This window comes from Cellulophaga sp. F20128 (assembly GCF_023015805.1).
GTDB lineage: Bacteria > Bacteroidota > Bacteroidia > Flavobacteriales > Flavobacteriaceae > Cellulophaga.
Map to the genome: position 1 here is coordinate 109,294 of NZ_JALKBA010000005.1, position 23,545 is coordinate 132,838.

A 23,545-nucleotide genomic window follows, 5' to 3' on the forward strand; every position below is an offset into this window, starting at 1 on the left:
GCTATGAAAATTCATAAAAAACATACAATACAAAAATTTAGAGTCGTAGTATTTTTAATGCTTCTTTTTGCATCTCAGCACGCTATTGAAGCTCAAAATAATACAATAGAAGATGATTATTATAGACTTACAACTGTACCCACACCAGAAGGGGTGTTAATAGAGGGCGGTGGTGTTTTATCCCTACCCAATGGAAACTTAGCGGTTTGTACACGTAGAGGTGATGTTTGGATTATTGAAAACCCTGCAATGGACAATGGAGTGCAACCCACATTTAAAAAATTTGCATCTGGTTTACACGAACCCTTAGGCCTAGCCTATAAAGATGGTGCCTTATACACTGTTCAAAGAGGTGAACTTACCAAATTAATTGATTCTGATGTTGATGGGATTGCTGACATCTACCAAACCATTTATGCTTGGCCATTGTCTACACACTACCATGAATATTCTTTTGGACCTGTTTTAGCTCCGGATAACACATTTTTTGTTACTGCCAATGTTGCCTTTGGCAATGAAGAATGGTGGCGTGGAGAAAGCAGAGTACCATGGAGAGCATGGACTATGAAGATATCTGAAGATGGATCTATGGAACCTTGGGCTACTGGTATGCGTTCGCCCGCTGGTTATGGCTTATACAACGATGAACTATTTTACACAGACAATCAAGGAGACTGGGTTGGATCTGGAGCGTTATGGCATTTACCAAAAGGAGCTTTTGCTGGCCACCCGGCAGGGCTAAAGTGGTCGGGAGAAAAAGATTCTCCTATAAAACTTACTGAAGCACAATTTTATAGTAAAATTGACAAAAGGCAAGTTCGCAAAAATGGACGCTTTGTAAAACCAGAAAATATAATTGATGAAGCGGATCCTGATTTTGGGTACGAACTAAAAAAAGCATTTCCAGAACTACAATTACCTGCGGTAATACTACCACACGGTATCTTAGGGATCTCTAATTCTGAAATATTAGAAGACAAAACAGACGGGAAATTTGGTCCTTTTGCCGGGCAATTACTGGTTGGTGATATGGGTCAAAGTAAAATAATGCGGGTAGTATTAGAAAAAATAAAGGGAGAATATCAAGGTGTTGCCTTTGATTTTAGATCGGGCTTTCAATCTGGGGTTATGCGAATGGATTTTGACCACAACGGAAGACTTTTTGTAGGCGAAACAAATCGTGGCTGGGGATCTGCAGGAACTACCAATTCTGGGCTTGAATATTTAACCTGGACCGGCCGAACTCCTTTTGAAATGAAAACTGTAAAAGCCATGCCGGATGGATTTGAAATTGAATTTACAATGCCAGTTGATAAAGCTTCTGCTGAAGATTTAGACTCCTACCAAGGAAAAAGTTATATCTATAAATACCACGCCGCTTACGGTAGTCCGCAAACGAACATTGAGGCAATCAAATTAAAAGGAGTTAGCGTAAGTGATGATGGTTTAAAAGTTAGAATTGTAACTGATAATTTAAGACAATATTATGTGCATGAAATTACACTGCCAGGAGTTAAAGCCAAGGAGAGTGAAAATATTACCCTTCATCCTACATTTTATTACACCTTAAACAATATACCAGAAGGCGAAAAGCTAACCCCTTCAGAACTTTCTACCAAACGATCTAGCGCATCTAAAAAGAAAATAGTTGTCAAAAAAACAGTACCAAAGATAACTAGCGGGATAGCTATTTTGTCTGATAAAGACATACAACCATTATTAACCTCCAATACCTGTGTAGCTTGTCATCAAAAAGACAAACGGGTTATTGGCCCCTCTTTTAAAGAGATTGCGAAGCGGAAATATTCCAACGAAAAAATAGTAGAATTGATATACAACCCGCAACCAAAAAACTGGCCAGAATACGCTACACCAATGGCTCCAATGCCTCAAGTTCCTAAAGGAGAGGCTTTGCAAATTGCAGCCTGGATTAATTCTTTAAAATAGCACACTAACCAACCACTTAAACCACTAAAAGGCATATTTTCTACTATAGAAAGTATGTCTTTTTTTATTTTAAAGAATGATTCTTCATACTTTTACTATTCCATATAATTTATAGCGAATTCAACCCCTCCTAACCAACCATTTTATGGGATCACAAAATAAAATAACAATGAAAATTCTGATAAAAAATAGCACAAAAATTATCGTTATTCTACTACTACATACAATTTTAGCTAACGCCCAATCTAACAAAATTAGTAAACAAACGCAGCCGCTGCTCTTTCCTTTTAATCAACAGTTACAAAGTGGTGCTTACACCTTTAAAGGAGACACCTATTCCTTTGTTGACGGAATTCATAAAAAGGCACTTTCTTTTACCCCAACGAACGATTTTGCAACTGTAAAACTAGACCTACTCTCCTTAGATGGTGCTGAAGATTTTACGGTTCAGTTTTGGATAAAAACAACATCTAAGAATGCCACGGTCCTACTTTCTCAAAAAGAATTTTTAGACAAAGGTATTGTCAGTCAAAAAAATGCAGGATGGGCATGGTATAGTTCTGGTGGCACTTTTGCTTGGACTATTGGTTCCGGTAACAGACGCTTAAATTACGAAAGAAGCAATGGAGACAAAGCACCTCTAAATGATGGCAACTGGCATCAATTGACCATGACGTACAGCAAAGAATTATCAGAAATTAGATTGTACTATGATGGCCAAGCTAAAGCCATTTACAATGTTGGCTTTGAATTTAAAAATACAAATCCGCTCACCATAGGTTCCCAAAAAAACAGTTTTAATTATGACACCCAAATATTACCAAGCATAACAAATGGCGCCACAACCCTTCAGGCCTTAGTAGATGCTTTTAATAATTTAGAAATTGAACATGTTACAGAAGAAGAATTTTTAAGCCTTATTGTAGATCCAAAAGAATTATACCTTAGAAAATCTAAGATTTCTACCGAGACCTTATCCCAAGAAAAAGAAGTATTTTTTAATGCGGTAATGAAGGCCAGAAGTAAGTTATCTGCAAACCCCTATACGGTTTTCCAAAATATGGAATTAACAAAATTGAAGCCTATAAGCAAACTATATAGCCTAAAAAATGGCCAGGTTACTATTAATATGTACCACGCCAATAAATATACCCAAGAAGAACGATTGTATCCCTCAGACTTTTCTATGGATGAACTTAGCATTTGGAAAAGGACACTAACCCCTGAAGAAGTTCACAACAATTATTCACAGTATAAAAACACAACAGCTTTTAAGTTAAAAGAAAAACAAGATACTATCACGGTAGCCTCTTGGAACATATGGCATGGCGGAAAACACTTTACCGTGAACGGTGATGGCTGGGATTCTCGTCTACGGATTGCTGAAATGATCAAAGAAAATAATATTGATATTGTTTTAATGCAAGAAACATATTCTTCTGGAGATTATATCGCAGCAGAATTGGGATATTATTTTGCTACTACCTCGGACTGGGATTATTGTTTTCAAGGGTCTAATATTTCTGTATTAAGTAGGTATCCAATAGAAAAATTAGAAGTTTTAAAAGAAACAGAATTCATGAACGTCGCTGTGAAAATATCGATAAGTAATACGCAACAGCTCTTTGCCATGTCTAACTGGTACGGAATGTCATCCTTCCCTTTAGTGTATGATTTTCACCAAGAAAACTTTAATAACTCGGATGAAATTCCTATTTTCTTTGGAGGTGATTTTAACGCAGTTCCGTATACTGACGGTGGAGACAACCCTGCATCCGTACAATTAATGGAAAATGGATTTACAGATGCTTATCGCAGTTTATATTCAAACTTTACTGATTTTCCAGGGTATTCCCATGCTTCAGGAAGTAGAATTGATCAGTTGTATTACAAGGGAAAAGGGTTAACGAATACCGCTACTAAGATTATATCTACATGGCCCAGTGGATTTCCATCAGATCACAATTTGATTCTCTCAAAATTTGAATTAAAATAATAAAAAGTAGAATTTTCAATGGGAAAACGTCGCGCTTCGCAATTTAAAGAATGATAATCCATACTTTTGTAGTATAATTTATAAGATATGCTAGGTTTAAAACTCCCTACAGATCCACGCTGGGTTAATATAGTAGAAAAAAATATTGATGAAATACTAACAGATCATGCGTTTTGTGAGCAAAAAGCAGCTGCAACAGCTATTTCTTTAATTGTAAGTTTTCCGGAATACACAGAATTGGTTCAGGAAATGATTGCCTTGTCTCGGGAAGAAATGGGCCATTTTAAAATGGTACATGACCGTATTATTGCCCGTGGAAATAGCTTGGGTAGGGATCGTAAAGATGAATATGTTGTAGACCTATTAAAATTCTTCCCCAAGGGAGGTAGCAGAACAACCCAGTTGGTACATAGATTACTATATGCTGCACTTATAGAAGCTCGGAGTTGCGAACGTTTTAGATTACTATCTGAAGAATTACAAGACAAAGAACTGGCAGAATTTTACCATAAACTTATGATAAGTGAAGCCGGACACTACACTATGTTTTTAAATTTTGCGAGACAATATGGGGACCGAAAAGAAGTGGATCAAAAATGGCAAGATCTACTAGATTATGAAGCCGATTTAATGAAAAACCTCAGTACCAAAGACAGTGTTCACGGGTAAACAAAAGGGCTAGTTAAGGATCAATTCTTGTTAAGCCGTTGTAATTTATATATTATCCTTAGACCTTTCTTTGTAATACAAAGTTTTAATCATCCCATCAGACAGTCCTATTTTAGGAACATGCACCTTTTTAGCGCCAGACCATTTGGCAGCAGATAAGAAAATTCGGGTTGCAGGAATAATAACGTCTGCCCTATCTTGGTTTAGTCCTAACTCTGTAATTCTATTTTCATAACTCATACTCTCTAAAAAATGATATTGTGCATTGAGCCAAATATAAGACAAGGGTTCTCCTAGTTTTCGGCCAGACATTTTATGGAGTTTGTTTATGTTTCCCCCAGAACCTATTATTGAAATTTTAGGTAAATCTTTGGTATACTGCTTTATCCATAGCTCTATTTGATCCCACACCTTTATACTGACCAAATCATTTAGCAATCTAACAGTACCTATTTTAAAAGACTTGGAGACTATTATCTCTCCTTTAGAGAATAAGGTGAATTCTGTACTACCACCCCCGACGTCTACATAGAGATATCCTTGATCATTGTTCACTAGTTTCTTAAGATCCGTAGAAGCAATGATAGCGGCTTCTTTTTTACCGTCAATAACCTCTATTTTTAGTCCAGATTCTACCAGAATTTTTTCCACTACTTCATACCCGTTATTTGCTTCTCTAATGGCAGAAGTTGCACAGGCCATATAATTTTCAACCCCATTAACATTCATTAATAGTTTAAATGCCTTCATAGCATCAATGATACGCTCTGTATTTCTATCTGATATTTCACCTACCGTAAAGGAGTCTTCCCCCAAACGTATAGGAACCCTTATCAAAGAGCTCTTTCTAAACTCCGTTGGTTTTTCTTCAGATTCTATAACATTATGTATCAACAACCGAATAGCGTTAGAACCGATATCTATTGCAGCTAGCTTAAATATTTTCACAATTAAAGTCTAAGCGTTTAATTTTTTTTGATAGTACTCATACACAGCAAACTGAGAACGAAGTTTTGGTTTATCATTTTTTCGATAAGCATTGTCCTGCTGTTCCGAGAACATTCTCGCCTTTACATTATCATTCCAAGAAATCTCAAAGGTGTCTACCAGTTCCTGTTTAATATCTTCATCGTAAATAGGACACCCCACTTCTACCCTAAAATCTAAATTTCTAGTCATCCAATCTGCTGAAGAAATATATACTTTTGAATTGCCATTGTTTCCAAAAATAAATACCCTAGTATGCTCTAAAAATTTATCGACCACACTAATGGCTTCTATATTTTCACTCATTCCCTTAACTCCGGGTACCAGACAACAAATACCTCTGACGATAAGCTGTATTTTAACTCCTGCATTACTAGCTTCATAAAGTTTGTCCACCATTTTATAGGAAGTAAAACTATTCATCTTAATTTTAATGAATGCATCCTTCCCTTCTCTGGCATTTTTTATTTCCTGATCTATAAGTCCAATAAAAACATTTTTTGTGTAATGAGGAGATACAACCAAATGCTTGTACTTATTAATTTTATAGGTGGTTTCAAAAAAGTCGAACACTTTATTTAATTCCTTTAATAAAGGAGAATAGGCAGTAAACAGTGTATAATCTGTATAAATTTTTGCCGTTGATTCATTAAAATTTCCGGTACTTATAAATCCGTAACGTTTTATTTTATCGTTCTCTTCGCGTTCTATTACACATATTTTGCTATGTACTTTTAATCCTGGAACCCCAAATATTAGTTTTACACCTTCGGCTTGCATTTGTTCTGCATATTCTATATTCGCCTGTTCATCAAACCTTGCCTGTAATTCTATTTGCACAGTAACTTGCTTTCCATTTTTGGCTGCATTGATTAGCGATGAAGCAACTTGAGAGTTACTTGCTAATCTGTATACTGTAAGCTTAATAGTTCTCACTTGAGGGTCTAAAGCTGCCTCCCTTAAAAATTTAGTGATATAAGAAAACGAGTGATACGGGGTGTATTGTAAATAATCTTTTTGAGCTATTTGCTCTAAAATACTACCCTCAAAACTAAAATCTTTTACTGGTAATGGATCAATTTTAGAATACATTAGGTCTTTACGACCTAAGCTTGGAAACTTCATATAATCCCTCCGATTGTGGTATTTACCACCAGGTATTTTACTATCAGTTTCTTCAATTCCCATTTTGTCCATTAAAAAAGACAAGGTGTCATCTGCAATGTTTTTATCATATACAAAGCGCACTGGATCACTTATTTTACGATGCTCTACACTTGATGATATTTTTTCAATAAAACTTTTACTGAGGTCATTGTCCATATCCAACTCTGCATCCCTCGTAATTTTAATCATGTGCGCAGAAATAGATTCAAACGTGAACATTGTAAATATATGACGCAAGGAGTACCGAATTAAATCATCTAAGAGTATGATGTAATTTTTATCCCCTTCATTGGGTAACACAACAAAACGATCTATGTCTTTAGGAATTTCTATTAAAGCGTATTTGTTCTCCTTATTTTCATTCCCATCAACCTCATTGATCAGTACCATTTTTACTGCCAAATATGCTGCAGTGTCTTTTAGCAATGGGAATTCTCTTAAATCGTTTAAAATAATAGTCAATAAACCAGGGCTCACTTTTTGCATAAAGTAGCTCTTTAAGAACACAGCTTGCGTATCTGTTACTTCATTTTCATCTATTATAAATATATTTTCAGTTTCAAGCTCCTTTTCAATGGCTCCTAAAATCTCTAAACTTTTACTCTGTTGCTTTATTACAATGGTCGTTATTTCTTCCAATATATCTTTGGCTTTTTCTCCACCCAAAACGCTTTTCCCTGTTTTTCCAGCATCCACAATCCTTTTAACAGTTGCATAGCGCACCTTAAAAAATTCATCTAAATTATTGGAAAATATTCCTAAAAATCGCATTCTTTCTATCAAAGGCACGTTTACATCTGCTGTTTCTTGCAGTACACGTTCATTGAAACTAAGCCAACTTATTTCTCTATTTATATATTGATTTTTGTTTTTATTCATTCTTTAAATTTTTCGGAAATATTGTTTTTTCGGTAACTCCCTTCTTAACAGAGCTCCATTCTAATTCATCAAATTTCAATGCTACTAAACCGGCCGTGGGAACATTTTCTATTGCCACATTTCCCAATCTATTTACAAGCGCCGTAAAGGCGTGGTTGTGTCCAAAAATAATCACATTTTGCAAATTATTATCCAAACTATGAATAAACTTTAGCACTTCCTCACCTGAAAAATCATACAACTCATCATACACACGTACTTGATTTGACGGGATATTAAACACGCGTGAAAATATAGCACAGGTATGCAAGGCTCTATTTGCTGGACTCGAAAATACAGCATCAAAACTTTGGGTCTCAATTGCCGAAGCAACCAAATAGGCATCATTAATTCCTCGCTCTAAAAGGGGTCTATCCCGATCAGACACATTGTATTCCCATGAAGATTTTCCGTGACGGATAAAGGTTAGTTTTTTCATGTAGTTTTAATTTTATAGTAGATTGCATAAAATTAAATGGTAAAATACAAAAACTAATTAAAACTATCTTTATAAGATAAGATTCTTACAGAAAGTTTAATCTTTTCTCCATTTTTTACTTGCTTCAAAGACATAATTTAAAATGGCTTCATCTTCCGCTGTAAATTCAACATTACGTCTCGCCATCATCACCTTAGCTGTCTCAAAAGCTTTTTTAGGTGCATATGTAGAAAACCCTGAAGAACCACCCCAACTAAAACTAGGAACAAAATTCCTAGGAAATCCTGGCACATAGATATTAACGTTTACGCCCACAACCGTACCTGTATTAAACATGGTATTAATTGCACTTTTACTGTGATCTCCCATCATTAAACCACAAAACTGAAGTCCCGTTTGTTCAAAGCTTTCGGTTTCATAATTCCAAATTCGAACCAAGGCATAATTATTTTTTAAATTAGAGTTGTTAGAATCTGCGCCAATATTACACCATTCTCCCAACACAGAATTTCCCAAATACCCTTCGTGTCCTTTACTAGAATATCCAAAAATAACGGAATTACTTACTTCTCCACAAACTTTGCCATAAGGCCCAATAGTAGTTGCCCCATATATTTTTGCACCCATTTTAATCACCGCATTATTACACAGTGCCAAACCGCCACGAACCATAGCCCCTTCCCATATTTCTGCATAAGCACCTACATATATTGATCCTTTACTTGCATTTAACATACAGTACTCTACCACCGCCCCTTCTTCAATAAAGATACGATCTGGATTTATTAAAACATTAGTCTTGGAGATTGGTGCACTAGTTCTACCCGCTGTTACCAAATCAAAATCTGCCTCTAATGCTTCCTCATTTTTTGAAAAAATATCCCAAGTATGCTCAATGGTCATAACAGCATCAGTAAACTCAATAGCATGGTACTGATCAAAATCTATTTCTTCTTGACTATCCGTTGCAAAAAATGCAACGATAGTACCTTGATGATAAATTACTTGATTTTGTTTTAGATTTTGGATAGACGCTACTAATTTTATATTTGGCAAATAGGAGGCATTGATCATTACATTTTCCTCTAATTCTACCATTGGAAATTTTTCACTTAAATAATCCTCTGTAATGGTACTCGTTGTATTGCCAAGGTATTTTTCCCATTTTTCACGAATGGTTAAAATACCAACTCTAATATCAGCAACCGGTCTTGTGTAGGTAAAGGGCAATAATGCCTTTCTAACGGGGCCATCAAACAAAATGTAATTCATACTTTAGGTATTGAGTGAAACTAGAAAAGTCACATCCCGATTACAATCGGAATGTGACTTTTATAACTCTATAATAAAGAAATTATTACTTAGTAAATTTCTTATATTTATTTTTAAACTTGTCAATACGACCAGCTGTATCTACCAATTTAGCTTTTCCAGTATAAAATGGATGTGAAGTTCTAGAAATTTCCAACTTAATCAATGGATACTCTACGCCATCAATGTCTAAAGTTTCTTTTGTCTCTGCTGCAGATTTTGTTAAAAACACCTCGTCGTTAGACATGTCTTTAAATGCAATCATTCTATAATTCTCTGGGTGTATACCTTTTCTCATCTTTAAATACTTTAATTCTTCTAAAAAAATTTAGCGCTGCAAAAATAAGCATTTTTATTAAATTTACAATTTTTAAGCAGAAAAAAGATAAAGAAAAATTATTCTACTTTTAACTGTAACAAATTTCAAGAATAAATTACTAATAGGTCAACAACTAAAATAAACAAAAAAATGGAAAAAAATCAACCAAATACCGGAAAAATTGGATGGACATACGGACTCATAGGTGGTGTAATAAGTATTGTATTTACACTTATGCTGTATTTTATGGATATGATGGCCGAAGCGGCTACCAATATTGGAATCCAACTTGTGGGCCTTGCGGTACTAATTGGTGTTATAGTAATTGGTATTCTCCAATTTAAAAAAATTAATGAAGGTTTTATCACTTTATCCCAAGCCTTAAAGATTGGTGCAGCCATAGCTCTAATTAATGGTATAATTTCTCTAGCCTTCACCTACCTCCTAACCCAGGTGATTGATCCTGCATTGGGAGTGAGCTTACTTGAAGTTGGAAAACAACAAGCTTTACAACAATACCCACAAATGACAGATGAACAATGGGAACAAGGATTGGCCGTACAAAAAGTTGTAAGTTATGCCTTTGGAATTATTCTTCCTGTTATCATTGGTTTAGTTATTGGTCTAGTTACTGGGTTAATTGTAAAAAAACAAAGACCAGAATAATTTAATATTTGTACTTTTGAATCTATTTCCAATAGTACACTATGAATTTATCTATTGTTATTCCCCTATTAAACGAGGAAGAATCATTAAAAGAACTACATAATTGGATTGTATCGGTGATGCAATCCAATCATTTTTTATACGAAATACTTTTTATTGATGATGGTAGCACAGATGATTCTTGGAACATCATTACTGAGCTATCTGCTACAAATAAAAATGTAAAGGGAATTCGTTTTCTTCGAAACTTTGGAAAATCACAGGCCTTACATGCTGGGTTTAAGGCAGCCCAAGGCGAAGTAATCATTACTATGGATGCCGACTTACAAGACAATCCTGAAGAAATTCCAGAGCTTTACAATTTAATCATCAAAGACGGTTTTGATTTAATTTCTGGTTGGAAGAAAAAAAGATACGATTCTGTTATTTTTAAAAACACCCCTTCTAAACTTTTTAATTGGGCAGCGAAGAAAACTTCTGGAGTTAAATTGCACGATTTTAATTGTGGACTAAAAGCCTATAAAAATGAGGTGGTAAAAAACATAGAGGTGTCTGGGGAAATGCACCGATATATTCCCGTTTTAGCCAAAAATGCTGGCTTTACTAAAATTGACGAAAAAATAGTTCAGCACCAAGCTAGAAAATATGGAAAAACAAAATTTGGAGCAGAACGTTTTATAAATGGCTTTTTAGATTTAATTACTATTTGGTTTTTATCTAAATTTGGAAAAAGACCCATGCATCTTTTTGGAGCACTTGGTGCATTAATGTTTAGCATTGGATTTGGTTTTGCACTATATTTAGGCATAGATAAGGTTTTTCTTAACCCCTACGGAAGATTAATTACCGATAGGCCACAATTTTACATTGCCTTAACCGCAATGATTATGGGGTCTCAGTTGTTTTTAGCTGGGTTTTTAGGAGAAATTATGGTACGCTCTAAGAAGAATGAAACCCGATATACAATTTCTGAAGAAATAAATATAACAACCAAATAAGTATTTTAAATTAAAACAAAAGCGCAATGAGTTCTATTATACAAGCAGCACAAACCTGGCTAACAGATACTTTTGATTCTGAAACTAAAACCAAGGTAGAAAACCTTATAAAAAACGATCAAGAAGAGTTAAAAGATAGTTTTTACAAGGATCTAGAATTTGGAACTGGAGGTATGCGTGGCATAATGGGGGTTGGTACAAATAGAATTAACAAATATACCTTAGGAAAAAACACACAAGGGATTAGCAATTATCTAAAAAAAACATTCCCAAACCAGGACGATTTAAAGGTGGTAATTGCCTATGACTGTAGACATAATAGCGATACCCTTGCCAAAATCGTAGCCGAAGTTTTTTCTGCAAACGGCATACAGGTGTACCTATTTTCCGAACTTAGAACTACCCCCGCATTATCTTTTGCTGTTAGACATTTAAATTGCAATATCGGTATTGTACTTACCGCTTCTCACAATCCTCCAGAATACAATGGTTATAAAGTGTATTGGGAAGATGGAGGACAAATAGTTCCTCCACAAGACAACGAAATCATTAATGAAATTAATAATCTCTCCTTTGATAAGATTAATTTTAATGCAGACCCCACCAAAATTAAATTAATAGATAAAGAGGTTGACGAAGCATTTATAGATGCATCTGTTAAAAATGGAAGCTTTAATGCTAAGGGTAAGGACGATTTTAAAATTGTATTCACCTCTTTACACGGTACTTCAATTACAGCGGTACCCGAAGTTTTAAAACGTGCTGGCTATAAAAATGTTACCATCATAGAAGAACAAGCCAAACCGGACGGTAATTTCCCAACGGTAAAATCTCCAAATCCGGAAGAGCCAGAAGCCCTTTCGATGGCCATTAAAAAAGCAGAAGAAATTGGCGCAGATATTGTCATTGGAACAGATCCTGATTGTGATCGATTAGGGATTGCCGTTCGCAACCTGGATGGAAAAATAGAATTATTAAATGGCAATCAGACCATGATCCTAATGACCCAATTTCTTTTAGAGCAACGCAAACAAAAAGGAATGACGGGTAATGAATTTATTGGCTCTACCATTGTTTCTACACCAATGATGGATCAATTGGCTAAACTATACAAGGTGGAATGCAAAACGGCTTTAACCGGATTTAAATGGATTGCCAAAATGATTAAAGATGCACCAAACCAACATTTTGTTGGTGGCGGTGAAGAGAGTTTTGGATACATGATAGGGGATTTTGTACGCGATAAAGATGCCGTTACCGCTACCCTATTAGCCTGTGAAATAGGAGCAAGTGCCAAAGCAAACGGCAGTTCTTTTTACAAAGACTTAATAGCTTGTTATGTAGCCTGTGGCTTTTACAAAGAAAAATTAATCTCTTTAACCAAAAAAGGTATTTCTGGTGCTGAGGAGATTAAACAAATGATGATCGATTTTAAAGAAAATCCAGTTGCCACAATAGATGGTTCTAAAATAGAATGGGTAGAAGATTACAATACATCGATCGCTAAAAATGTAATTACAGGAGAAGAAAAAATCATCACCATTCCTAAATCCAATGTTCTTATTTACATTGCCGAAGATGGCACAAAAATGGCAGCTAGACCTAGCGGAACTGAACCGAAAATAAAATTCTATTTCAGTATAAATACGACCTTAGATAAGGCTGAAGATTTTATCAAAGTGAATGAACAACTAGATGCCAAAATTAGTAGAATCCTAAAAGAGCTCAATATTAGTTAATGGAATATTTTAAAAAGATACTTCGTTTTGCAAAACCCTATAAAAGGTATGCAATCCTAAATATAATTGCCAATATTTTTTATGCTTTGTTTAGCACGCTAGCTATGGTTTCTTTGTTTCCAATGCTTACCGTCCTTTTTGGTCAAACCAAATCAATTACAGTAAAACCAGAATGGACAGGCATAACAAACATTAAGGATTACACCTTAGATTACTTAAATTTTTTCGTGACCCAAAACGTTGGTGAACACGATCAAGGGTACGCCCTAATGCTAATGGTTGGCCTTGTTGTGTTAATGTTCTTTTTAAAAAATATATTTGGGTACTTAGCCATGTATTTTATTACTTTTTTAAGAAATGGGGTCTTAAAAGATTTGCGAAATGCCTTGTATGACAAGACTGTAGAATTACCAATTTCTTATTATTCAGAGAAAAGAAAAGGTGACACCATAGCCAGGATAACCTCTGATGTATTAGAAATTCAACACTCTTTCTTGTCTGTCTTAGAGTTAATCGTTAGAGAACCATTGACCATTATTTTTACCATTGCAGCAATGGTCACGATTAGCCCAAAACTAACCTTATTTGTATTTATATTTCTTCCTATTTCTGGATTTTTAATTTCGTTAATAGGTAAATCGTTAAAGAGAAAATCGGATAAAGTACAACGAGAGCAAGGTACTTTTTTATCAATTTTAGAAGAGACTTTAGGTGGCTTGCGTGTTATTAAAGCCTTTAATGCCGAAAAAACATTTAGCGCTACCTTTCAAAAATCTACTTCCCGTTTTTATAAATTTTCAAATAGTCTTTTACACAGACAAAATATGGCATCCCCCGCAAGTGAATTTTTGGGCATTGCCGTGATTGGTATTTTATTGTGGTACGGCGGACAAATGGTTTTGGTAGACAAAACCTTAGAACCAGAAATGTTTATCACGTATATGGGATTGGCCTATCAAATACTTACGCCTGCAAAAGCGATCAGTAAAGCATCTTATGGTGTAAAAAAAGGAAATGCCGCTGCCGAAAGAGTTTTAGAAATTTTAGAAACAAAAAATCCAATTGCAGAAAAAGAAAACGCACATCCCAAAGAAGCCTTTACCCAAGACATTGCCATCAAAGAGGTCTCCTTTAAATATGAAGATGATTATGTCTTAAAAAACTTTACCCTTACGGTTCCTAAAGGAAAAACGGTTGCCTTAGTGGGCCAGTCTGGTAGTGGTAAAAGTACGATTGCAAATTTGGTTACTCGTTTTTACGATGTAAATGAGGGTGCCATAGAAATAGACGGAGACAACATTAAAGACCTAACAAAAAAGTCGCTAAGGGATTTAATAGGACTTGTTACACAAGATTCAATTCTTTTTAACGACACCATTAAAAACAACATTGCTTTAAGCAAGCCTAACGCAACGGATGAAGAAATTATAGCTGCAGCAAAAATTGCCAATGCACATGATTTTATCACGGAGCAACCCAATGGCTACCATACCAATATTGGAGACAGCGGAAACAAACTGAGTGGCGGTCAAAAACAACGCCTGTCAATTGCACGTGCTGTCCTTAAAAACCCTCCGATAATGATCTTGGACGAAGCCACATCTGCCTTAGATACAGAAAGCGAACGCTTGGTGCAAGATGCTTTGGAGAAAATGATGAAAAACAGAACCTCTATCGTTATTGCACATCGACTTTCTACCATTCAAAACGCAGATAAAATAGTAGTTTTACAAAAAGGTGAAATTGTAGAACAAGGTTCACATGCAGCATTAATTGCTGCAAATGGCGTGTATAAAAAATTGGTAGAAATGCAATCCTTTGATTCGTAAAAACTAGATGTCCAATCCAAATATTTTAGGAATTAGCTAAAAAACCAACTTTAGAATCCTTTTTCAAAACACATTAAGTGATTAAACCTTTTCCCTTTTTACTTGTCTAATACTTAAATTAGTAACGGATTTTGATTGTAGAAGAAACTTTAGTACATCAATTAAAACATGAAGATTCTCAGGCTCAGGCTTTTGAAACTTTGGTGGACACCTATAAAGTAAGGCTCTATTGGCATATTCGTAAAATAGTTTTAAATCATGAAGATGCAGATGATGTTTTGCAAAACACCTTTATTAAGGTGTACAAAAACATTAAAAATTTTAAAGGAGAAAGTAAACTCTTCTCCTGGGTTTATAGAATTGCCACCAATGAAGCTTTAACTTTTTTAAAATCGAAATCAAAAATGAAAGGGGTTTCAAATGAGGAATTACACAACCTCCTCTTAGAAAACCTTGAATCTGATGTTTATTTTGAAGGTGATGAAATTCAATTAAAATTACAAAAAGCAATCGCTACCCTTCCAGAAAAACAAAAATTAGTTTTTAATATGAAATACTTTGATGAATTAAAGTACGAAGAAATTTCAGATATACTAGGGACAACAGTTGGAGGATTAAAGGCATCCTACCATCAAGCAGCAAAAAAAATAGAATTTTTCTTAAAGAACAATTAAACCTTTTAAAGGATTGATAGTCAAATATAAAGTATGAAAAATTTACCAAAAAATAGTGGTTTTAAAGCACCTGATTCTTATTTCGATAAGCTTTCAGAAAAAATTTACAGCAGTGTTGTAGATAAAAATGCTATTCCGAAAAATGAAGGCTTTACGGTTCCTGACAATTATTTTGATACCGTACATACCCGAGTTCAAAAAAGAATACAAACGCTAGAACCTAAGGTTATACACCTAGAAACTTATAGAAAGAAATATTATTTTGCTGCTGCAGCAGCTGCGGCAATTATTCTTTTTACAACCATCTTATGGAACAACAATGCAACTACCCTGACTTTCCAAGACTTGGCGAGTACGGATATAGAAAATTATTTCAATGATGTTGATTTGGATTTAAGCACCTATGATTTAGCGCAAATGTTACCAATTGATGAGTTTGAAATTACAGATGTTATTGACGTAACAATTAATGAAGAACAGATTATGAACTACTTGGAATCTAACAATGGAATAGATATTCAAGAATTATATTTAGACAATTATGAATAACTTACGTAAAAATATTACTATAGCCCTCGTTTTTTTTATGGGAACTATGGTTTTTTATGCCCAAGAAAAAAATGATTGGGAAAAAATAAAATCCTTAAAAGTTGCTTATTTCACTGAAAAACTTGCATTAACTAGTAGTGAAGCAAAGAACTTTTGGCCTGTATATGACGCTTATGAAAAAGAAATGTACTCGCTTCATAAAGAGCAGCGGTCTAAAAGAAGTAAATCAAAATCAAACGAATCCCTAACGGATGCAGAAGCCAATACGTTCTTAGAGTATCATTTTAAATTTGAAGAAGATAAGTTACACCTCTCTAAGGCCTATTACCAGAAAATAAGCAAGGTGCTTTCTAGTAAAAAGACCTACATGCTTATCCGCATTGAGGAAGATTTTAAACGGCAATTGATACGCCAATATCGAAGCAAAGGAAAAGATTCTAAAAAATAAATAAAAGGAAAGCCAACAGCTTTCCTTTTTTATTTAAAAATCAATTTAGCAATTCTATTTTTCCCAGCGGCATAAGCAGTACTATCATTTAAAAACCGCAGTGTATAAAAGGATTCATCCGATAATTTTGTCCAAGATTCTCCTGTATCATTAGAATATGATATCCCTGTAAATCCAACAGCCACCAATTCATTGCCACTACGCATGGGCACAAATTGAACACAACTCTTATAGTCCGGTTCTGCACCGTCAGCAACCAAGCGCCAGGATTTTCCACCATCAATAGTAATGGCCTTGTTTTTTTTATTTTGGTTTGGTTTGGTGTAATCTCCACCTATAGCGAACCCCAGCTTAGCATCGTAAAAATCTAAGGAATAAATACCATGGGTATCACCCAATCCAGCAATTGGCGTGGTAAAAACATCCCATGAAACCCCCTTATCTCCGGAAAAATAGATTCGCCCTTTGGTTGTTGCAATCCAGGTTTTATCACCTACAATAGCAATATTGGTGTTACTCGCTGCAAAGGCACCTTCTCCTTCCATACCTTCAGGCAATTGTGCACATGATAGTTTTTTCCATGATTTTCCTGCATCACGTGTTATAATGAGAGACAAACATCCATCCATACTATCTCCAATTGCTATTCCTTCATTATTGTTCCAAAACTTCATAGCATTGTAAAAAACAGCTGCATCTTCTTCCTTATATACCAATTCCATTTTACCACTATCTCCTGTTTTATACAACAATGCTGGATTAGCCACAGAAAGCATAAAAAAATCGGTATCTGTATGTGCTACGGCCCTGAATTCAGGAAAAATAGAATCGTATTTTTGAACGTTTGTGATTACTCGTTCAGTATTTAAATCTACCGAACCAAACACGCCTTTTGTAGTAGCAAATGCCAAGCTACCATCTAATAGTTCAATAGCCCTAATACTTAAAGAGTCAGTAAAAACGGTGGCTACTGCAACTTCTGAAAATGGTTTTATTTCTTTCTTTTCTGTACAAGAAACAAGTACAATGCAGCAGATTACAATCAATATATTTTTCATTTTATAAATTTTTAGACGCCAAGTCTTTTAATAGGATTCATAACCTTCAATTATAAGTAATACGATACTTGTACTAATTACTAGTATAAACTTGTTCAAAAATAAGTGTATTCCTTTCTAAAACAATACCTTTGCAGCCTTATTTTTTTATGATGAAATTACACAGAAATTTAGTCTTTGCCGTAGTAGATGCGCTTAACCTTATTTTTAACGAAGGAGAATATGCCGATAAGGTTGTTGAAAAGGTATTAAAATTTGACAAACGTTGGGGCGCTAGAGACAGAGGTTTTATCGCTGAAACCACCTATGATATTGTACGCTGGAAAAGGCTATATACGGAGATTGCTGAAGTTAAGGCACCCTATAGTAGACCCAATTTATTTAGAATTTGGGCTGTTTGGGCGGTCTTAAAAGGTATAGAGTTGCCAGATTGGAAACAAATAGAATTAACTCCTACGAGAAGAATTAAAGGTAAGTTTGATGAACTTTCTAAGATTAGAAAATTCAAAGAATCTATTCCAGATTGGATCGATGAATTGGGAGAAAAAGCTTTGGGCGATAAACGATGGACAAAGGAAATAAACGCCTTAAACAAACAAGCGGAAGTTGTTCTAAGAGTTAATACCTTAAAAACAACCAAAGAAGAGCTACAAAAAGCCCTTTTAGAAGAAAATATAGTAGCCAACCCAATTAAGGGTTATAAAGATGCTTTGCTCCTTGCAGAACGTGCCAATGTTTTTAGAACCGAAATGTTTCAAAAAGGTATGTTTGAAATGCAAGATGCCTCTTCGCAATTGGTCGCCGAATTTTTAGAAGTAGAACCAGGTCAACGCGTTATAGATACTTGCGCTGGTGCCGGTGGGAAGGCGCTACACATTGCCGCCTTAATGGAAAACAAAGGACAACTAATTGCCCTTGATATTTATGGCAACAAATTAAAAGAACTTAAAAGACGTGCCAAAAGAGATGGCGCTCACAATATTGAAACTAGAGAAATAGACTCTACCAAAGTAATTAAAAAGTTGTACAATAGTGCAGATCGCGTACTTATTGATGCCCCTTGTACCGGTCTAGGTGTTTTAAAAAGAAATCCCGATGCAAAATGGAAATTACAACCAGAATTCTTAGAGAAGATTACAAAAACTCAACAAGAAATTTTACAGAGTTATAGCAAAATGGTTAAGGAAGGTGGCAAGCTGGTTTACGCTACTTGCTCTATTCTACCTCAAGAAAACAATGAGCAAGCCATGGCTTTTTTAGCTTCTGAGGCGGGTGCTAATTTCACATTGGTTAAAGAGAAAAAAATATACGCTTCTGAATCTGGCTATGACGGATTTTATATGGCACTATTTACCAAGAAATAATCTTTGCAATACGTTTTATTGAAAATATTACAACAAAAAAATGCGGTCTAACGACCGCATTTTAACCCAATACCAATTAATTAGTTATAAACCAATCCTAACACTAGGCAAGCTAACTCCTACCCTAGTATGTACTCCGGAGTTCCTAGGCCTAGCCCTATACTGCGTATAGCTGTAGTAAAACGTAGTATGATGGTGGTAATATTCACTGTGATGACAATGAGAATTGCAATGTTCTGCATGTTCTGCATAAGCATCTCTCTTTCCTTTCATATACGCTTTATACGCTTTTCTATCTCTCTTTTTTAACTTTTTTTCATAGCTCTTTTGGTCTTCCCAAAATACCTCTTCACTTTCTACTTCTGCCATTTTTGACTGCTCAAATTCGGCATCTTCTTTTGCTCGTTGTTCATAGTAAGATAGTTTTTCTTCTTCATTGGCTTCTTTTTCTTGTCCTGTTACAGTAAATGATAAGAAAATTAAAACTGTTGCCATTAAAAATTGTAATTTCTTCATAGTATCTATTTTTAATTCGATTTTTAATCCGTTGCGAGAAATAATTTTAGTGTCGCAATACAGGTCTAAAACAATTTAAAACCAAAATACCCCACTTTTTATTTGTAAAAATTTTATTCCCCCTGTCCAAACCAGTTGGTAACACCCTTAAAAACTAGAAAACCAGTATCCCTAAAAAAAATACAAGGAAATTAACAATCCACAGAAAAACTGTTAACTATTCTTCTAAAAAAATAAACTTAAAAATCGTAAATTTGTCGCTTGTTAAACAAAACAACACAAGAGCTATAATGATTCACTTTTTCGGAGATAGTACCAGCAAGATTTTTGCAGTAGAAACCAAACACAATCTTACACCAGAAGATTGCACAAAGTTAACTTGGCTTTTTGGGAATCAACCCAAAATAAATGCGGCGTCTCTAGACGCCTTTTTTGTTGGTCCAAGAGCTGCAATGATTACTCCTTGGAGTACCAATGCCACAGAAATATCTCAAAATATGGGAATTTCTGGCATTATTAGAATTGAAGAATTCTTTGCATCTACCCCAGATGCTAAGGACTTTGACCCTATGATTTCTCAAAAATACAGCCAATTAGGCCCCGATGTTTTTAAAATTGATAGTACCCCAGATGCGGTATTACCTATTGAAGATATTGCAGCCTATAACCAACAAGAAGGTTTGGCCTTAAATGCGGAAGAGATAACCTATTTAGAGGGTGTAGCTACTAAGATCGGGAGAAAACTAACAGATTCTGAAGTTTTTGGGTTTAGCCAAGTAAACTCTGAACACTGTAGACATAAAATATTTAATGGTACGTTTATTATTGATGGCGTAGAAAAACCTTCTACTTTATTTCAATTAATAAAGAAAACGTCACAGGAAAACCCTAAGAACATTATTTCTGCATATAAAGATAATGTTGCCTTTATAAAAGGCCCTACGGTTACACAATTTGCTCCTAAAACAGCAGATAAACCAGATTTTTATCAAGAAGAAGACTTTAATTCTGTAATTTCTTTAAAAGCAGAAACACACAACTTTCCAACCACAGTAGAGCCTTTTAATGGTGCAGCCACTGGCGCTGGCGGTGAAATTAGAGATCGTTTGGCTGGCGGTAAAGGTTCTTTGCCCCTAGCTGGAACTGCAGTGTATATGACCTCCTATTCTAGATTAGAAGAAAACAGACCCTGGGAAAATGCCATGCAAGAACGTCCTTGGTTGTACCAAACACCCATGGATATTTTAATAAAGGCCTCTAACGGAGCATCTGATTTTGGAAACAAATTTGGACAACCTTTAATTACAGGTTCTGTCTTAACTTTTGAACACCAAGAAGATGCGCGCAAACTTGGGTTCGACAAGGTTATAATGCAAGCCGGAGGTATTGGCTATGCCAAAGAAAATCAAGCTTTAAAAGACGCACCTAAACAAGGAAATAAAATAGTAATTTTAGGAGGCGACAATTACCGAATTGGTATGGGTGGTGCAGCAGTTTCTAGTGCAGATACAGGCGAATTTGCTTCGGGAATTGAATTAAACGCAGTACAACGATCCAATCCAGAAATGCAAAAAAGAGCTGCAAATGCTATACGTGGATTGGTAGAAAGCAATGAGAACCCTATTGTTTCCATTCACGATCACGGTGCAGGCGGACATTTGAACTGTTTGTCTGAATTAGTGGAAGACACTGGCGGACATATCGATTTGGATAAATTACCTGTAGGTGACCCTACCCTATCTGCAAAAGAAATAATTGGGAATGAATCTCAGGAACGTATGGGCCTTGTTATTGGCAAGGATGATATGGGACTATTAGAACGCATAGCAGAACGTGAACGATCACCAATGTACGAAGTTGGAGAAGTTACAAACAACCATAGATTTACATTTGAATCTAAAACTACAGGTGAAAAACCCATGGATTTAGCCTTGGAAGATATGTTTGGTAGCTCGCCAAAAACGATACTGACAGATACATCCATTACACGAAATTATGAAGACCCGAAGTATTCATTAGAATATTTTCACGATTACCTTGATCAAGTATTGCAATTAGAAGCGGTGGGTTCAAAAGATTGGTTAACAAACAAGGTAGACCGTTGTGTAGGTGGCCGTGTTGCCAAGCAGCAATGTGCTGGTCCGTTACAATTACCACTAAATAATTGTGGTGTTATGGCTTTAGACTTTAAAGGAAAAGAAGGTATTGCAACTTCCATTGGACACTCCCCTATCTCTGGCTTAATAGATCCTGCAGCAGGCAGCAAAAACAGCATTACAGAAGCCCTGACCAATATTGTTTGGGCTCCTTTAAAAGACGGATTACAATCAGTTTCTTTATCCGCTAACTGGATGTGGCCCTGTAAGAACGAAGGCGAAGATGCACGTTTATACCAAGCCGTAGAAGCAATATCAGCATTTAGCATTGCCTTAGGGATCAATGTGCCAACAGGGAAAGATTCGCTTTCCATGAAACAAAAATATAAAGACGAAGAAGTTATCGCTCCGGGAACTGTAATTATTTCGGCGGCCGCTAATTGTAATGATATTACTAAAGTTGTTGAGCCGGTATTAAAGAAAAATGGCAATCCTATTTATTACATCAACCTCTCTCAAGACAACTTTAAATTAGGAGGTTCTTCTTTTTCTCAAATACAAAATAAAATTGGCACCGAAGCACCAACCATAACAGATGCAGCTTATGTAAAAGCTGTTTTTAATACGGTCCAAGACGCTATTAAGGCTGATAAAATTAATGCGGGACATGATGTTGCTTCTGGTGGGTTAATTACAACCTTATTAGAATTGTGTTTTGCCGATACTAATTTAGGTGCAAACCTAGATCTATCTGCCTTAGGCGAAGAAGACACTATAAAATTATTATTTGCTGAAAATGCTGGCATCGTTTTTCAGGCCGATCCAAGCGTAGAATCCCTTTTTACCAAAGCAGGTATCGTTGCTGTTAAAATTGGTACTGTCACTGAAGAAGCTACGGTAACCATAAAAAACAACGGTATGGAAATGGGCTTAAACATAGCCTCATTACGAGATACCTGGTTTAAGACCTCCTACCTTTTAGACAGCAAACAAACCGCAAATAATCTAGCAAAAGACAGGTTTGAGAATTATAAGAAACAGCCTTTACGTTACACTTTCCCTAAACACTTTACAGGTAAAATTCCAGTACTACAAGGGAAAAGGCCTAAGGCCGCTATTTTACGTGAAAAAGGAAGTAATTCTGAACGCGAAATGGCAAATGCAATGTACTTGGCTGGTTTTGATGTTAAAGATGTACACATGACCGATCTAATATCAGGTCGTGAAACACTGGAAGATATTCAGTTTCTAGGAGCCGTTGGTGGTTTCTCAAACTCTGATGTATTGGGAAGTGCTAAAGGATGGGCTGGTGCCATAAAGTACAACGAAAAAGCCAATAAAGTAATCAACAACTTCTTTCAAAGGGAAGACACCTTATCTATTGGTATTTGTAACGGTTGCCAGTTATTTATGGAATTGGATTTAATTAATCCAGAACATAAACAACACGGCAAAATGACATATAACGATTCTCATAAACACGAGAGTAATTTTACATCTGTAACCATCGAAAAAAACAACTCCGTTATGTTATCCACACTTGCAGGAACAACCTTAGGTGTTTGGATTAGTCACGGGGAAGGTAAATTTAGTCTTCCAATGTCTAAAGAAAACTACAATATAGTTTCTACCTACGGCTATGAAGCATACCCGGCTAACCCAAATGGAAGTGATTTTAACACGGCTATGCTCTGTGATAAAACTGGAAGGCACTTGGTAACTATGCCGCATATAGAACGATCTACCTTTCAATGGAACTGGGCTCATTACCCGGAAGACAGAACAGATGAAGTTTCTCCTTGGTTAGAGGCTTTTGTTAATGCTAAAGAATGGATCTTAAACCAAAAAGGATAAT

General features: G+C 35.5%; 19 protein-coding genes. 12 read left to right on the plus strand and 7 right to left on the minus strand.

The window, feature by feature from the left end:
• The first annotated feature begins 3 nt into the window (after positions 1–3).
• From MWU65_RS07055 to MWU65_RS07065, 3 genes are all read left to right on the plus strand, one after another.
• The gene (locus MWU65_RS07055; RefSeq protein ID WP_247076492.1) at positions 4–1,947 is read left to right on the plus strand and encodes a c-type cytochrome; all 1,944 of its coding nucleotides are present in this window, start codon (positions 4–6) and stop codon (positions 1,945–1,947) included.
• Positions 1,948–2,116: 169 nt separating this feature from the next.
• A complete protein-coding gene (locus tag MWU65_RS07060; protein WP_247076493.1) occupies positions 2,117–3,943 on the plus strand; it encodes an endonuclease/exonuclease/phosphatase family protein in 1,827 nt (608 codons plus the stop codon).
• A gap of 87 nt (positions 3,944–4,030) precedes the next feature.
• Positions 4,031–4,612, plus strand: a complete 582-nt coding sequence (locus tag MWU65_RS07065; RefSeq protein WP_247076494.1) for a tRNA-(ms[2]io[6]A)-hydroxylase — start codon at positions 4,031–4,033, stop codon at positions 4,610–4,612.
• Between the two features lie 45 nt (positions 4,613–4,657).
• Here MWU65_RS07065 and MWU65_RS07070 read toward each other — a convergent pair whose 3' ends face one another.
• The 5 genes from MWU65_RS07070 to MWU65_RS07090 form a co-directional block, all read right to left on the minus strand.
• The gene (locus tag MWU65_RS07070) at positions 4,658–5,560 is read right to left on the minus strand and encodes a rod shape-determining protein (RefSeq protein WP_247076495.1); all 903 of its coding nucleotides are present in this window, start codon (positions 5,558–5,560) and stop codon (positions 4,658–4,660) included.
• 9 nt (positions 5,561–5,569) lie between these two features.
• Positions 5,570–7,645, minus strand: a complete 2,076-nt coding sequence (gene ppk1 / locus MWU65_RS07075; protein WP_247076496.1) for a polyphosphate kinase 1 — start codon at positions 7,643–7,645, stop codon at positions 5,570–5,572.
• The gene (locus tag MWU65_RS07080) at positions 7,638–8,123 is read right to left on the minus strand and encodes a histidine phosphatase family protein (RefSeq protein WP_247076497.1); all 486 of its coding nucleotides are present in this window, start codon (positions 8,121–8,123) and stop codon (positions 7,638–7,640) included. Before MWU65_RS07080 ends, ppk1 begins: the two co-directional genes overlap by 8 nt.
• A 96-nt stretch (positions 8,124–8,219) precedes the next feature.
• Entirely contained in the window at positions 8,220–9,395 is a 1,176-nt protein-coding gene (locus MWU65_RS07085; protein WP_247076498.1) for a GlmU family protein, read from the minus strand.
• 85 nt (positions 9,396–9,480) lie between these two features.
• Positions 9,481–9,732 (minus strand): type B 50S ribosomal protein L31, encoded by a 252-nt coding sequence (locus MWU65_RS07090; RefSeq protein WP_247076499.1) that lies wholly within the window; start codon positions 9,730–9,732, stop codon positions 9,481–9,483.
• A gap of 171 nt (positions 9,733–9,903) precedes the next feature.
• On the opposite strand from MWU65_RS07090, the gene MWU65_RS07095 reads away from it, so the two are divergent.
• From MWU65_RS07095 to MWU65_RS07125, 7 genes are all read left to right on the plus strand, one after another.
• Complete coding sequence (locus MWU65_RS07095; RefSeq protein ID WP_247076500.1) at positions 9,904–10,419, plus strand: DUF4199 domain-containing protein; 516 nt, start codon at positions 9,904–9,906, stop codon at positions 10,417–10,419.
• 41 nt (positions 10,420–10,460) lie between these two features.
• The gene (locus tag MWU65_RS07100) at positions 10,461–11,417 is read left to right on the plus strand and encodes a glycosyltransferase family 2 protein (protein ID WP_247076501.1); all 957 of its coding nucleotides are present in this window, start codon (positions 10,461–10,463) and stop codon (positions 11,415–11,417) included.
• Between the two features lie 26 nt (positions 11,418–11,443).
• The gene (locus MWU65_RS07105) at positions 11,444–13,156 is read left to right on the plus strand and encodes a phospho-sugar mutase (protein ID WP_247076502.1); all 1,713 of its coding nucleotides are present in this window, start codon (positions 11,444–11,446) and stop codon (positions 13,154–13,156) included.
• Positions 13,156–14,985, plus strand: a complete 1,830-nt coding sequence (locus MWU65_RS07110) for an ABC transporter ATP-binding protein (protein WP_247076503.1) — start codon at positions 13,156–13,158, stop codon at positions 14,983–14,985. Before MWU65_RS07105 ends, MWU65_RS07110 begins: the two co-directional genes overlap by 1 nt.
• 131 nt (positions 14,986–15,116) lie before the next feature.
• Positions 15,117–15,659 carry an RNA polymerase sigma factor gene (locus MWU65_RS07115; RefSeq protein WP_247076504.1) on the plus strand — a complete coding sequence of 181 codons (543 nt, stop codon included), beginning with the start codon at positions 15,117–15,119 and terminating at the stop codon, positions 15,657–15,659.
• 33 nt (positions 15,660–15,692) lie between these two features.
• Positions 15,693–16,208, plus strand: a complete 516-nt coding sequence (locus MWU65_RS07120) for a hypothetical protein (protein WP_247076505.1) — start codon at positions 15,693–15,695, stop codon at positions 16,206–16,208.
• Positions 16,201–16,656 carry a hypothetical protein gene (locus MWU65_RS07125; RefSeq protein WP_247076506.1) on the plus strand — a complete coding sequence of 152 codons (456 nt, stop codon included), beginning with the start codon at positions 16,201–16,203 and terminating at the stop codon, positions 16,654–16,656. Before MWU65_RS07120 ends, MWU65_RS07125 begins: the two co-directional genes overlap by 8 nt.
• A 29-nt stretch (positions 16,657–16,685) precedes the next feature.
• Here the strand turns inward: MWU65_RS07125 and MWU65_RS07130 are convergent, their stop codons facing one another.
• A complete protein-coding gene (locus MWU65_RS07130) occupies positions 16,686–17,714 on the minus strand; it encodes an oxidoreductase (protein ID WP_247076507.1) in 1,029 nt (342 codons plus the stop codon).
• A 152-nt stretch (positions 17,715–17,866) separates the two neighbouring features.
• Between MWU65_RS07130 and MWU65_RS07135 the strand changes: the two genes are divergently transcribed.
• Positions 17,867–19,078 carry a methyltransferase domain-containing protein gene (locus MWU65_RS07135; protein WP_247076653.1) on the plus strand — a complete coding sequence of 404 codons (1,212 nt, stop codon included), beginning with the start codon at positions 17,867–17,869 and terminating at the stop codon, positions 19,076–19,078.
• A gap of 84 nt (positions 19,079–19,162) precedes the next feature.
• Here the strand turns inward: MWU65_RS07135 and MWU65_RS07140 are convergent, their stop codons facing one another.
• A complete protein-coding gene (locus MWU65_RS07140) occupies positions 19,163–19,594 on the minus strand; it encodes a hypothetical protein (RefSeq protein ID WP_247076508.1) in 432 nt (143 codons plus the stop codon).
• A gap of 290 nt (positions 19,595–19,884) precedes the next feature.
• Between MWU65_RS07140 and purL the strand changes: the two genes are divergently transcribed.
• Positions 19,885–23,544 (plus strand): phosphoribosylformylglycinamidine synthase, encoded by a 3,660-nt coding sequence (purL, locus tag MWU65_RS07145; protein WP_247076509.1) that lies wholly within the window; start codon positions 19,885–19,887, stop codon positions 23,542–23,544.
• Position 23,545: the final 1 nt, after the last annotated feature.